Raw genomic sequence first — 12,640 nt, 5'->3', positions numbered from 1 at the left:
CAGCTAGCCCTCCGAGAGCGAAGTTCGTCTTCCCTAGACGCGGTGTGGCTCAATACTTCAGCGCCAGCAAAGGGTTGATGAGTCGACGGGCTAGCCGCGCGCATATGAGTGCATCAGTCAAGTGGCTCTCAAGGATCGACAAAATCCGCAGGCCGCTTGGCCATCTGGCTGGCTACCGCCTCGATCTGGTTGCGTGATCCGATCAGACGCTGTTGTTCGATGGCTTCCGCCAGCAGGATAGCGTCGGTCGCCTCATCATCGCTGCGGGCGAACAGGGCCTTGGCAGCGCGGATCGCGGTGGGGCTCTTGGCGGCGATTTCAGTGGCAAGGGCCATGGCGCAGGCCAGAGGGTCGGCGTCGCAGCGGGTGGCAAAACCCATGGCCAATGCTTCCTCGCCGCTGAATTCGCGGTGGGTATAGGTCAGTTCGCGCAGCAGGTCGGGGCGCACCAGTCCGCGCCACAGGGCGAAGTGACCCATGTCGGGGACGATGCCCCAGCGCAGTTCCATCACGCTCAATTTGGCATCGGGGGCGGCAATGCGGATGTCGGCCCCGGCGGCGATCTGCAGACCGCCGCCAAGGCACGCGCCGTGAATCGCGGCGATGACCGGTACGGGTAGCTTGCGGAACTGCATCGCCATCTGCTGGAAGGAATTGGCATTGCCATGGGTGCGCGCGGCAAGGTCTCCCGCATTGGCGAGGCCCGATGCCATCGAGGCGAGGTCCAGTCCGGCGCAAAATGCGCGCCCTTCGCCCGACAGGACGAGGCAGCGCAGCCCCGGCATGTCATGGAGCGCGGTACCCGCGGCAAGCAGCGCCTCGATCATCGCCGAGTCGAGCGCGTTGAGCTTGTCCGCGCGGGCGAGCTTCAGGTGGCCGACACCGTCCGCTGCGAGGGCGAAAGCGATACGGTCATTGCTCGGCAGGTCATGTCTCATGCAGGTTCTTCCGGACGCTGGGGTCCGCGCCTGATTGCAGCGCATCCCGGCCTTCCGCAAGCCTGCGTCGCAGCGGGTCGGGTCCATCACGCTCGGGTGACAGCGCATAGCCGCCATCGGGCGTGGTCGAGACGATTCTGCCCAACCCTGCGGAGGCCAGTTTGGCGCGCAGTCGGCAAACGTGGACGGCAAGACTGTTGGTCTCGGGCTTGAAGCTCATCTGCCAGACTTCGCCAAGCAGGTCCTGCGGTGCGACCGAGCGACCCGGGGTCTGCGCCAGCCGCCACAGCAGCGAAAACTCGCGCGGGTGCAATCCCAGCCGCCGCCCGTCCACGGTGCCTTTGCGCAGGAGCAGGTCGAGCTCGAGCGCGCCGTGCCGACTGCGGCGAGGCTCAGCCTCGGCGGCCAGGCGCACGCGCAGGGCGCGCATTTCCAGTTCGCTCAGGGAAACCCTGGCCGGTAGCACTTCGCCAAAACCCTCACGCAGCCAATCTGCCCGTTCGGTGCTGTCGTCGATGCCGATCAGGACCACCTGCGCTCGCTGGCGCCGGGCCGCGATCGACCGGGCCTGCTGCGTATCGCTTAGCAGAGCAGGATAGGGGGCGGCATCATCACCTTCGACCAGCAGCCAGCCGCGTTGCCGCAAGTCCCAGTCTGCAGGTAGCGGCTCATCGCAGATCCAGCCGAAGCGCTGCATTGTCAGGCACGTCTTGCCCTGCCGTACGCGGCATGGTGTGCCGCGCCGGAAACGGTAGTCTGCCTAACAGGATCCTGCGCCCATGGCATCGGGATTCCCCTGAAGACGCTGTCAGCGACACGGGAATCCCAAATCTATTAACCATGTTCCGCCATCATGCGGCCGAGCTATTTACCCCCATTGTGGACAAATAGCGCTTGATGTTGCGCGCTGCCTGACGGAGCCGCTGCTCGTTTTCGACCATGGCGATGCGGACGAAGCCTTCGCCATCCTCGCCGTATCCGACACCCGGTGCCACCGCGACATCGGCATGGGTGAGCAACTGCTTTGAAAACTCCAGGCTGCCCATTTCCTTGAGCGCGGGAGGGAGCGGGGCCCAGGCGAACATCGATGCCTTGGGGCTGGGGATTTCCCACCCGGCGCGGCCAAAGCTTTCGACCATCACGTCGCGGCGCTTCTGGTAGAGCTCGCGGTTCTTCTCGACGATGTCCTGCGGGCCGTTGAGTGCCGCGCAGGCTGCTGCCTGGATTGGCGTGAACGCTCCGTAATCGAGGTAACTCTTCACCCGCTTGAGCGCGGCGATCAGGCGCGGGTTGCCTACCGCGAAGCCGACTCGCCAGCCAGCCATCGAGAAGGTCTTCGACATCGAAGTAAATTCCACCGCCACATCCTTGGCGCCGGGCACCTGCAGGATCGAAACGGTTGGGTTGCCGTCGTAGTAGAGCTCGGAATAGGCGAGGTCGGACAGGATCCAGACCTTGTTTTCCTTCGCCCAGGCCACCAGCCGCTCGTAGAAAGCGAGGTCGACCGTCTCGGCCGTCGGGTTGCCGGGATAGTTGACGATCAGAATCGACGGGCGCGGCACGGTGAAGGCCATCGCGCGGTCCAGCGCGGCCCAGTACTTATCGTCGGGCGTGGTCGGCACCGAACGGATCGTCGCGCCCGCAATGATGAAGCCGAAGGTATGGATCGGATAGCTGGGGTTCGGCGCAAGCACGACATCGCCGGGCGCGGTCATCGCGGTGGCAAGGCTGGCAAGGCCTTCCTTCGAACCCATCGTCATGACAACTTCGGTCGCCGGATCAAGCTCCACGCCGAAACGGCGGGCGTAGTAATTGGCCTGTGCCTTGCGCACGCCGGGGATGCCCGAAGAGGCTGAATAGCCGTGCGCCGAAGGCTTCTGCGCAACTTCACACAGCTTGTCGATGACGTGCTGGGGCGGCGGCAGATCAGGGTTGCCCATGCCGAGGTCGATGATGTCCTTGCCCGCCGCGCGGGCTGCGGCGCGCATGTCATTCACTTCGGCGATGACATAGGGCGGCAGGCGCTTGATGCGGTAGAACTCTTCTTCCATGACCTCGAAATTCCGTTGCTCGCGGCGGATTTGCCGCAAATGTCGCTTTGCTGCATTATCGCCGCCAAGGCAAATGCGGGATTGCGGTTCGCGCTACCTCCGCGTAATTGTGCAGTGCAGCATAACTGGGCGAGGCAATCATGGGCGATAGCAGCAGCGACAAGCCGGGCGAACCGGGCGGTAGCGATCCCTTTGCCGAAATGCTCAAAATGCAGGCCGAGGCGACTCAGGCCATGCTGGGCCGGTTCGCCAGCTTTGCCGGCGCCCCTCCCGCCACGCCGCTCGCCACCGATCCGGCCGAATTCACCCAATGGGCCAGCGTGATGCAGCGGATGCAGGACAAGCTGCTCGCATTCCGGCCCGACCTGTCGCTCGCCAATCCGCCCAAGCAGGTGACTGATCCGGCCACGTGGCTCGAAATGGTCGAGGGCTGGTACAAGAAGATGCCTTTCGCCGATGCGGAAACGCAGGGCCGCATGTGGGATGACAGCGTCAAGCTGTGGCAAGGCGTGCTTGGCCAGTTCACCGGCGGCAAGCCAAACGATGATGCCGGGCCTGAGCTACCCCGCACCGACCGTCGCTTCAAGGACCCGCGCTGGCGTGAACAGCCGGTCTTCGCGCTGATTCATCAGGCCTATCTGCTGTTTTCCGAGCAGCTCACCCAGCTGGCCGACAAGGCCGAGGGGCTGGAGCCTGACCGCAAGGAGCAGCTCCGCTTTGCCACCCGCACGCTGACCGAGGCGCTGAGCCCGGCGAACTTTCCGCTGACCAACCCGGTCGTGCTTGAACGCACGCTGGAGACCAAGGGCGAAAACCTTGTTCAGGGGATGGAGCACCTGCTCACCGACCTGAAGAAGGGGCAGCTCACCCATACCGATCCCGATGCCTTCGAACTGGGGCGCAACATCGCCATGACCCCGGGCAAGGTCGTGTTCGAAACGCCGATGTTCCAACTGATCCAGTATTCGCCGACTACGGAAAGCGTGCTGGAAGTGCCGCTGGTGATCTTCCCGCCGTGGATCAACCGGTTCTACATCCTCGATCTCAACCCGGCGAAAAGCTTCGTGCGCTGGGCGGTGGAGCAGGGGCTCACCGTTTTCATGGTCTCGTGGAAGTCGGCCGACGCGTCGATGGCCGATGTCGTCTGGGACGATTACATCCGCTCGCAGATCGAGGCGATCGACCACGTCCGCGAGCGGCTGGGCGTGGCTTCGGTCCACACCATCGGTTACTGCGTTGCCGGCACGACGCTCGCCGCCACGTTGGCGGTGCTGTGCCGCCGGGGCGAGGGCGAAAAGGTAAAGAGCGCCACTTTCTTCACCGCGCAGGTCGATTTCACCCATGCCGGCGAACTGCGCAATTTCATCGACGATCAGCAAATCAGCGCCGCCAATGCCTTGGCCACCGATGGCTATCTCGACGGGCGGATCATGGCCGCCACGTTCAACATGCTGCGCAGTTCGGACCTGATCTGGAACTACGTGATCGACAACTATCTGCTGGGCAAGGAATACCCGGCCTTCGACCTGCTCCACTGGAACGGCGATACCACCAACCTGCCGGCCAAGTGGCACCACGAGTACCTTTGCGACCTCTACCGCGACAACAAACTGGTCGTCCCCGATGCGCTGAGCGCAAACGGAACGCCGATTGATCTGACGCGAATCACCGTGCCATGCTTCATCCAGGCCGGGCGCGAGGATCACATTGCCCCGCCCGAAAGCGTCTGGATGCTGACCCGGCACCTGCGCGGTCCGTGGACCTTCATGCTTGCCGGCTCGGGCCACATCGCCGGGGTCGTCAACCCGCCGTCCTCGGGCAAGTACCAGTACTGGACCAACCCCGAGCCGGGCGACACGCTTGCCGACTTCGTCGCCGGGGCCGAGGAACATCCCGGATCGTGGTGGGGCCATTGGCTCGGCTGGATCGAGCAGCAGGACAGTGCGCGCATTCCCGCCAAGGGGAAGCGCGCGCCCGGTGGCAAAGGGGATCCGGGAATCGAGGACGCACCCGGGCGCTATGTCATGACGCGTTAACGGCCCGCGCCGATGCTTGTGAAGCGGGCATTTGTTGCACTGCACAATAAATATTGACATCCGCCTGCGCGATACTTATTGTGCACTGCAGCAAATGGTTCAAACCGATCCAACGGAAGCAGGCAACATGGCTGAAGCAACCGACACGCAATCGCTCGACGCCGCGGAAAAGGCTTACGCCCAGGCCGCTGCAGAAACGCCGGTCGTGCTGCCCGAACTGGCGCCCGCCGACCCTATCCCCGCTCCGATGGCGGAACAGGTCGAGGCGCCGAAGCCCGCCGCCAAGGTTGCCACCCCCGCCCCCAAGGCGGTCAAGGCACCCAAGGCTGCGAAGGCAACCAAGCCTGTCCCGGTGGTGAAGACTGCGACCGTGAAGACCAAACCCCTCAAGACCGCACCAGTCGCCGCCAAGGCTCCGGTGCGCAAATCGCCCGCGAAAAGCGGAACTCCTCCTCTCTCCGTGCTCAAGGATAAGATCATGGCCAAGACCGCCACCACCGATTTCACTGCCGCTGTTTCGACGGCGTTCACCGAGCTCAAGGAAAAGGCCAAGTCGGCCTATGAAAAGAGCACTTCGGCTGCCGGCGAAGCGACCGAATTCGCCAAGGGCAACGTTGAAGCCGTCGTCGAATCGGGCAAGATCTTCGCAGAAGGCGCCAAGGCGCTGGGCAGCGAAATCATTGCCGAAAGCAAGACCGCGTTCGAAACCATGACCGCTGACGTCAAGGAAATGGCCGCAGTCAAGTCGCCGGCCGACTTCTTCAAGTTCCAGTCGGAAATGCTGCGCCGTTCGTTCGACGCTGCGGTTGCGACCGGTTCGAAGAACACCGAAGCCATGTTCAAGCTCGCCAACGAAAGCTTCGCGCCGATCTCGAATCGCGTAAGCCTGGCAGTTGAAAAGGTTTCGAAGGCCGCCTGATCCAGGCAGGCTTTCAGCTTTCCGGGCCGGCCCTCCTCTCCCAAGTGTAAGCCGGACCGAACCAGCGGGCCGGACAGCCATAGCGCTGTCCGGCCCGTTCGCCGTCTCAACTTTGCGCAGCATCTTGCCCGCCCTGCCCCATTTACGGTATCCTTACTCGATGATCGTTCCGTTTGCCCCTATGCTCGTCCTTTCGCCTCGTTCCGGGGATGACGACGATTCAGGCCCGGGCGGCGGTAATGGCGGCTCGCAGATCGGCCTGGCCACAAAGACCCGGGCCAAGTCCCAAAAGCCCAGCCAGTTCAAGGTGCTGATGCTGAACGACGATTACACGCCGATGGAATTTGTGGTGATCGTGCTCAAACGCTTCTTCCACATGGACATGGACCAGGCGACGCGGGTGATGCTCCACGTCCACCAGAAGGGCGTCGGCGTCTGCGGCATTTTCCCTTACGAGATCGCCGAGACCAAGGTGAACCAGGTGATGGATTTCGCCCGGCAGAACCAGCATCCGCTGCAGTGCACGTTGGAAAAGGCCTGAACACTGCGGAAAAGGGTCCTGAACGCCCCCGAAAAGGCCTGAATACCCTGAATAAGGTCGATCCGGCCGCAGCGGGCCGCACGCCGCTTGCCAGCCCCCCCGGCATGACCTAGGCAGGAAGCCACGCTGCCAACTGCAACCGGCCGGGACTTTTGTTCAAATCCATCCCCGCAATTGATCGCTACATTTTCCGCCTCGTGCTGATGCCGATGTGCGGGGTGTTCCTTGTCGCGGCATCGTTGCTGATCCTCGACAAGATGCTCAAGCTGTTCGATTTCGTCGCGCTGCAGGGCGGACCGGTCTCGGTCGTGTTCAAGATGCTGGCGAACCTGCTGCCGGAATATGCCGGTCTGGCGATTCCGCTCGGGCTGCTGCTCGGCATCCTGCTCGCCTTCCGCAAGCTTGCCACCTCGAGCGAACTGGATGTCATGCGTGCGGTCGGGCTCAGCTATACCCGCCTGTTGCGCGTTCCCTACATGATCGCAATCACGCTGGCGGCGGTGAATTTCCTCAACGTGTCGTACCTGCAGCCGATGGCGCGCTACTATTACGAACAGCTCAATTTCGAGCTGAAGACCGGTGCGCTCGGCGCTTCGATCAAGGTTGGCGAATTCACCACCTTGGCGGACAAGCTGGCCTTGCGCATCGAACAGAGCCGTGAGGACGGCCGCCAGCTGATCGGCATTTTTGCCCGCCTTTCGGATGACAAGGGGCAAGTGCTGACCATTTCGGCGCGCGAAGGCCGCTTCCTCGCGCTGCAGGACCAGCCCGATACGATCATTTTCCGCCTCACCGACGGGCAGATCGTGCAGGACAGCCCCGGCATGACGCCGCGCATCCTCACGTTCTCGCGCCATGACCTGCCGATCCCGCTGCCCGCGCTTGAACGCTTTCGCGAGCGCGGCGGCAAGGAGCGCGAATATATCCTGCCCGAACTGCTGCGCATCGGCTGGGTGGCTGATGCCCCGCCGCTTGAACGGGCACAGGTGCGGGCCAGCTTCTCCTATCGCATGGTCGAGGTGGTCATGATGCTGCTGATGCCGCTGCTGGCGGTGGCGCTTGCCGTGCCGCCCAAGCGATCGACCTCGGCGCTCGGCCTGTTCGTCTCAATCGTCATGGTCGTTGCCTATCACAAGATCAATGAATCGGGCGCCGCCGCCGCAGCGCGCGGTGATGTCAGTCCGCTGATCGCGCTGTGGGCACCCTTCGCGCTGTTCTCGGCGCTGATCCTGTGGATGTACTGGCGCATCGCCTATGTTCCGGGCGGCCAGCCGATCGGCGCGCTTGAAAAGTTCGCACAGGGCTTTGGCAAAAAGATTGTCGCCTTCTTCAAACGGCACCCGGCGGCGCGCAAGCTGACCGGTCTTGGCGAAGAGGTTGGTCATGCGGCTTGATCTGTTTCCGTCACGCACGCTGACACTCTATCTGGCGCGGCTGTTCATCACGCGCATCATTGCCGTGCTGATCATGCTGGTGCTGGTCTTGCAGATGCTCGACCTGCTGGGCGAAAGCGGTGCCATCCTTGCCAAGCCCGGCAATGGCGAGGCACAGCTGTGGACCTATGTCACCCTGCGCGTGCCGCAGCTGATGGCGCGGTTCTTGCCCTATTCGGTGCTCCTCGCCACGCTGCTGACCTTCTGGCCGCTGAACCAGAACAGCGAGGTCGTCTCGATGCGCGCGGCAGGGCTCTCGGCGCATCAGGTCCTCGCACCGCTGCTGCTCAGCGCGCTGGTTGTGGCGCTGATCAGCTTTGCTTTCAACGAACGCGTCGTCACCCGTTCCACCGCGACGCTGAAGGCATGGCAGGCGGCGGAATATGGCGCGGTGCCCAGTGCCGGGGGCGGGCGGGCCAATGTCTACCTGCGCGATGGCGACAATATCCTCATGGCCTCGTCGCTCACCGGGCGCGGCAGCGAAATGGTGATGACCAAAGTCACGTGGTACCGCCGCGATCCGACGACCATGGTGCAGGGCCAGATCCGCAGCCCGCGAGCGACCTTTGCCGCACCGGGCTGGAAGATGGAAAACGCAGTCGAATTCGACGTCAAGGGCGCGAAGGTCAGCCAGCTTGGTACCGTCGTCGTCGCGCCAAACGTGACCCCCGGTCAGGTCGCCATCAGCAAGGTCGATCCCGATGCCGAGAACATCTTTGAACTGACCGAATCCATCGCCGCGATGAAGGCGGCGGGGCGGCGCACCAGCGAGCTTGAGGGCAAGTGGTGGCACAAGATTTCCGGGCCATTGTCAGCCGTGCTGATGCCGCTGCTCGGCTCGGTCGCCGCCTTCGGACTGGCACGCTCGGGCCAGTTGCTGATCCGCGGCGTCATCGGGATGGCGCTCGGCTTCCTCTATTTCGTCGTCGACAATGCGGCCATCGCCATCGGCAACTTCGGCGGTTATCCGCCCCTCATCGCCGCCTGGACGCCGTTCTTCCTGTTTGCCCTGGTGGGCGAAACCGTCCTCGTCAGGACCGAAGAGTAGCGCGCCTCAGCGCTTCACCATCGTGCTCGAAACCAGCTTGCCGACCAGCGGGAACAGCCCCCGGTAATTCGCCTTGTCATAAGTCGATTTCAGCCCGAGGTGCGCCATCAGCCGGCGGTGCGCTTCGGGATAGGAATGGTACGGGACCGAGGCCAGCAGGTGGTGCAGCGCGTGATAGCGCAGACCAACCGGCGCCCACAGCTCGCCCAGTGCGCCGGGCGGGGGGACGTTGACCGAATCCAGGTATTGCCCGGTCACCGTCATAGGATCGCCGTCGTTCGCCCAAAGATGCGCGACCAGCGTGCGAATCTGATTGAGCACGGCGGTGAGCGAGATCACCGCGATGGCCACGGCCAGCGGCCGCCAGTCCCACGTGGCGGCGCTCCACAGCAGGAACAGCGCCCAGACGCTGGCGCCCAGTTCCTGCCAGAACACCATCGTCCTGAACAAACCTTCGCTGGGTCGGCGGCGGAAATCCGGGTTGATCGACAGCGAGCTCGCCCGCTCCCACACCAGCCGGCGCAGCGGCGGAATGATCACGCCTAGTGGCACCAGAACTGCCGAGCGGATCAACAAGCCGATGGGCAGCAGTACCGCGAGCAGCAGGAACACCGGCAGGCTCCACGGCTTCATCAGCGCCAGCGGCAGGTATTCGGGATCCTCTGCCGTGCCGTAACGCGTGCGGGCATGGTGCAGCGTGTGGACGCCTTCGTACATGAAGCTGGGGATCAGCATCGGAATGCCGACCAGCAGGTTCCACGTGAAACGGAAGCCGGGTAGCGCGGTTTCATGGATGTGCGTCAGCTCGTGAATGAACAGCAGCGCGCGGTAGAGAGCCAGCGCCGAAAGCAGACCCAGGCCGGCCACCATCCACGTCGGATCACCCGCCAGCGCGGTCACGATTGCACCGTAAAGCGCGCCATATCCGATCAGTGCGGACAGCAGCATGTCCGGCCAGTAGATTTCGGGCCGGGCTGCTGAAATGTCGCGCGACAGTTCTACCGCGGCGCGCAGCATGGCCTTGTCGTCGGGGATCGCCGAGATCTTGGTAATGGTCATTTCAGGCGCATTCATGCCATAATTCCACGGTTAAAGGCCTGCCGGGCGCGTTTGGACTGTTGCGGTGCGGCTTGACATGTATCGGGACCGAACGCAGGTCCGGCTCCGGTTGTTCTCCAATCCTACGGCAAAGGCAATAATGTGGCGGCAGGTTCTCAGACTCCCGGCGAACTAGTGATCACTCCGGTCTCGGGCAAGGCCGGGATCGCGGACTTTGTCGATTACGGTTATCGGATAAATGCAGCGGACCCGAACTACGTGCCGCAATTGCGCGGTGAGGAGATCGGCAAGTATACTCCGGGCGAAAATCCCTTTTTCGAACATGCCCGCGTCCAGCTGTTTCTGGCGCGACGCGGCGGACAGATCGTCGGCCGCATATCGGCGCATATCGATGAACTGGCGCTGACCCAGCCATTGGACCAGGGCATGGGCCCCGGTACCGGCCTGTGGGGCGCGCTCGAAACCGAAGATCCGCAGGTTGCCGAAGCCTTGATCCAGCGGGCCGAGGCCTGGCTGCGCGAACAGGGCATGACCAAGGTGCTCGCGCCGATGAACCTTTCGGTCTGGGAAGAACCGGGCCAGCTCGTGCTGGGCCACGATCACCCGCCAATGGTGATGATGGGCCACCAGAACGCGCGCTATCAGCCGTGGATCGAAGGCGCGGGTTATGGCCTTGCCAAGCAGCTTCACACCTATGATCTCGACATCAAGCGCGAATTTCCCCAGCTGATCCAGCGTATCGTCCAGTCAGGCGAAAAGAACGCGCGGATCAAGGTGCGCGGCGTCGATCTCGCCCAGTTCCCTCGCGAGGTGAAGATCATCTGCGACATCCTCAACGATGCCTGGTCGGACAACTGGGGTTTCGTCCCCTTCACCGAAAACGAGATCGCCTATACCGCAAAAAAGCTGAAGCCGATCTGCAAGGCGGACCTGATCTACATCGCCGAATACGACGGCGAACCGGTCGCCTTCATGATGACCCTGCCTGACCTCAATCAGGTCCAGAAGGAAGTGGTGCGCCCAAATGGCAAGCCAACGCTGCTTGGCTGGCTGAAGCTGGCGCTGTGGCTGTGGAAGCCGAAGAATGCCGACATGCGTGTGCCGCTCATGGGCGTTGTAAAGCGGTTGCAGTCGTCTCGTATGGCCAGCCAGCTCGCTTTCATGATGATCGAATATATCCGCCGCAACGCCGTGAAGCACTACAACGGCAAGCGGGGCGAGATCGGCTGGATCCTGGAAGACAACCAGGGAATGGTCGCGATTGCCGAGACGATCGAGAGCAAGATCAACAAGACCTACAACATCTACGAAAAAGCGCTGTAGTCCGGCTGCGAGGCGGGGTCTCCGTCAGTCCCCGCGCCGGCGGTCTACCGTTGCGGTCGCCGCCACGTCGAGCGTCACATTGCCCAGCGTGCGCATGATGTCGGGCAGCATTTCCACCGCCACCAGCAGCGCCAGCGGGGCAATCGGCACGCCCATAGCATTGGCGATGGGGCCGACCGAGATGACGAAGCTAAGCGTTCCGGGCAGCGAGACCGAGCTCAGCGAGACGAGGAAGGCGACCAGCACGCCCGCGCCCAGAACCAGCGGCGAAAGCGGCGTGCCGGTCAGGTAAGCGGCATAGGTCGCCACGCCCATGTTCATCGCCGGGCTGGTGGCGCGGAAGATCGCCACGGCCAGCGGCAGGACGAAATCGGCGGTCGCCTCGCGCACGCCCAACTTGCGCGTTGCCGCCAGCATGGCCGGCAAACTGGCGAGAGAGGACTGGGTGGACAGCGCGACGGCATAGACCGGCGTCATAGCGCGGAAAAAGGTGTCCACCTTCTGTCCGCCCAGCGTCAGCGCTAGCAAAATACCGCCCAGCAGCACGACAAGGCCCGCTGCGCTGACGATCAGGACATAGTGCGCCAGCGCGCCAATGGCGTCGGCGCCGCTGCTGGCGAGTGGCAGGGCGAGGCCGAAAACGCCGATGGGGGCCAGTTTCAGCACCCAGCCGACCATCACCATCATCGCAGCGGCCAGCCCTTCGAACACCTGGTTCAGCTGCGCGCGCGGCGCGGCGGCGATGCGCGTCGTTGCCACGGCAAAGACCGAGACAAACAGCACGATCGGCAGCATGGCTCCACTTGCGGCCGAGGCGAAAATGTTCTCGGGCATCATCGCCTTCAGCACTTCGGCGAAACCGGGGACGTCGCCCGCCGTGGCCGCCCCGCCGCTCAGCGCTGCCGCCGCACGTTCGGGAATGGGAAAAGCGGTGAGTAGCGCGGGCACGAGCAGTGCGGCCATGGTGCCGCTGATCAGCAGAACGACGAAGAACAACCCCACCGCGCGGCGCGCCAGCTTGCCGCCGTTCGCCGCCGCCAGCGTCTGCGAGATGCCAGTGAACACCAGTCCGATGACCAGCGGCACGATGGTCAGCTGCAGGGCGCGCAGCCACAAAGTGCCCGCCAGCCCGCCGTACTTGAGCAAGGGCTCTGCCAGCGAGGTTCCCTGAAACACCAGCCCGGCAAGGAACCCCAGCACCAGCCCGGCAAAGGTAAGCCCCGCCGGAACCTTTATTTCAGGAAAGCCCGATGCCGTTTTCGCCGCGTCCATTATCGCCCCATATCCGTTGT

The 12,640-nt window shown here is 63.5% G+C and carries 11 protein-coding genes; 6 read left to right on the top strand and 5 right to left on the bottom strand.

The genetic code is table 11. The features are described from left to right. Positions 1 to 128: 128 nt before the first annotated feature. The 3 genes from WG900_RS09665 to WG900_RS09655 all read right to left on the bottom strand — a co-directional run bounded on the left by WG900_RS09665 (position 129) and on the right by WG900_RS09655 (position 2,989). Positions 129 to 938, bottom strand: coding sequence for a crotonase/enoyl-CoA hydratase family protein (locus tag WG900_RS09665; protein ID WP_339966685.1), 810 nt, complete (start codon positions 936 to 938; stop codon positions 129 to 131). Beyond that, positions 928 to 1,635: a winged helix-turn-helix transcriptional regulator gene (locus tag WG900_RS09660; RefSeq protein ID WP_339966684.1), complete on the bottom strand. Its 708-nt coding sequence runs from the start codon at positions 1,633 to 1,635 to the stop codon at positions 928 to 930. The genes WG900_RS09665 and WG900_RS09660 overlap by 11 nt, the downstream gene beginning before the upstream one ends. Before the next feature lie 154 nt (positions 1,636 to 1,789). Further along, the gene (locus WG900_RS09655; RefSeq protein ID WP_339966683.1) at positions 1,790 to 2,989 is read right to left on the bottom strand and encodes an LL-diaminopimelate aminotransferase; all 1,200 of its coding nucleotides are present in this window, start codon (positions 2,987 to 2,989) and stop codon (positions 1,790 to 1,792) included. Between the two features lie 140 nt (positions 2,990 to 3,129). Here WG900_RS09655 and WG900_RS09650 point away from each other — a divergent pair, with 140 nt between their 5' ends. The 5 genes from WG900_RS09650 (at position 3,130) to lptG (ending at position 8,966) form a co-directional block, all read left to right on the top strand. Next, positions 3,130 to 5,025: a PHA/PHB synthase family protein gene (locus WG900_RS09650; RefSeq protein ID WP_339966681.1), complete on the top strand. Its 1,896-nt coding sequence runs from the start codon at positions 3,130 to 3,132 to the stop codon at positions 5,023 to 5,025. 127 nt (positions 5,026 to 5,152) lie between these two features. After that, positions 5,153 to 5,944: a phasin family protein gene (locus WG900_RS09645; protein WP_339966680.1), complete on the top strand. Its 792-nt coding sequence runs from the start codon at positions 5,153 to 5,155 to the stop codon at positions 5,942 to 5,944. A gap of 160 nt (positions 5,945 to 6,104) precedes the next feature. Beyond that, positions 6,105 to 6,485 carry an ATP-dependent Clp protease adapter ClpS gene (gene clpS, locus WG900_RS09640; RefSeq protein WP_339966679.1) on the top strand — a complete coding sequence of 127 codons (381 nt, stop codon included), beginning with the start codon at positions 6,105 to 6,107 and terminating at the stop codon, positions 6,483 to 6,485. 152 nt (positions 6,486 to 6,637) lie between these two features. Beyond that, the gene (lptF, locus tag WG900_RS09635) at positions 6,638 to 7,879 is read left to right on the top strand and encodes an LPS export ABC transporter permease LptF (protein ID WP_339966677.1); all 1,242 of its coding nucleotides are present in this window, start codon (positions 6,638 to 6,640) and stop codon (positions 7,877 to 7,879) included. Further along, complete coding sequence (gene lptG, locus WG900_RS09630) at positions 7,869 to 8,966, top strand: LPS export ABC transporter permease LptG (protein ID WP_339966675.1); 1,098 nt, start codon at positions 7,869 to 7,871, stop codon at positions 8,964 to 8,966. Before lptF ends, lptG begins: the two co-directional genes overlap by 11 nt. A gap of 6 nt (positions 8,967 to 8,972) precedes the next feature. Here lptG and WG900_RS09625 read toward each other — a convergent pair whose 3' ends face one another. Beyond that, positions 8,973 to 10,025, bottom strand: a complete 1,053-nt coding sequence (locus WG900_RS09625; RefSeq protein WP_339966674.1) for a fatty acid desaturase family protein — start codon at positions 10,023 to 10,025, stop codon at positions 8,973 to 8,975. 141 nt (positions 10,026 to 10,166) lie between these two features. Here WG900_RS09625 and WG900_RS09620 point away from each other — a divergent pair, with 141 nt between their 5' ends. Next, on the top strand, positions 10,167 to 11,348 hold the full coding sequence (locus WG900_RS09620) for an N-acetyltransferase (RefSeq protein ID WP_339966672.1): 1,182 nt from the start codon (positions 10,167 to 10,169) through the stop codon (positions 11,346 to 11,348). 24 nt (positions 11,349 to 11,372) lie between these two features. Here WG900_RS09620 and WG900_RS09615 read toward each other — a convergent pair whose 3' ends face one another. Then, entirely contained in the window at positions 11,373 to 12,620 is a 1,248-nt protein-coding gene (locus WG900_RS09615; protein ID WP_339966670.1) for a dicarboxylate/amino acid:cation symporter, read from the bottom strand. Positions 12,621 to 12,640 lie beyond the last annotated feature (20 nt).

This window comes from Novosphingobium aquae (assembly GCF_037572715.1).
GTDB lineage: Bacteria > Pseudomonadota > Alphaproteobacteria > Sphingomonadales > Sphingomonadaceae > Novosphingobium > Novosphingobium aquae.
Note: the sequence above shows the minus strand (reverse complement) of the source record. Positions and strands in the feature narration are given on the sequence as shown.

Bases quoted from the DNA above. Each gene is read 5' to 3' on its own strand.
- WG900_RS09650 (WP_339966681.1), top strand. From the start codon at position 3,130: ATGGGCGATAGCAGCAGCGACAAGCCGGGCGAACCGGGCGGTAGCGAT.
- WG900_RS09665 (WP_339966685.1), bottom strand. From the start codon at position 938: ATGAGACATGACCTGCCGAGCAATGACCGTATCGCTTTCGCCCTCGCA.
- WG900_RS09660 (WP_339966684.1), bottom strand. From the start codon at position 1,635: ATGCAGCGCTTCGGCTGGATCTGCGATGAGCCGCTACCTGCAGACTGG.
- lptG (WP_339966675.1), top strand. From the start codon at position 7,869: ATGCGGCTTGATCTGTTTCCGTCACGCACGCTGACACTCTATCTGGCG.
- WG900_RS09655 (WP_339966683.1), bottom strand. From the start codon at position 2,989: ATGGAAGAAGAGTTCTACCGCATCAAGCGCCTGCCGCCCTATGTCATC.
- WG900_RS09625 (WP_339966674.1), bottom strand. From the start codon at position 10,025: ATGACCATTACCAAGATCTCGGCGATCCCCGACGACAAGGCCATGCTG.
- WG900_RS09645 (WP_339966680.1), top strand. From the start codon at position 5,153: ATGGCTGAAGCAACCGACACGCAATCGCTCGACGCCGCGGAAAAGGCT.
- WG900_RS09615 (WP_339966670.1), bottom strand. From the start codon at position 12,620: ATGGACGCGGCGAAAACGGCATCGGGCTTTCCTGAAATAAAGGTTCCG.
- clpS (WP_339966679.1), top strand. From the start codon at position 6,105: ATGATCGTTCCGTTTGCCCCTATGCTCGTCCTTTCGCCTCGTTCCGGG.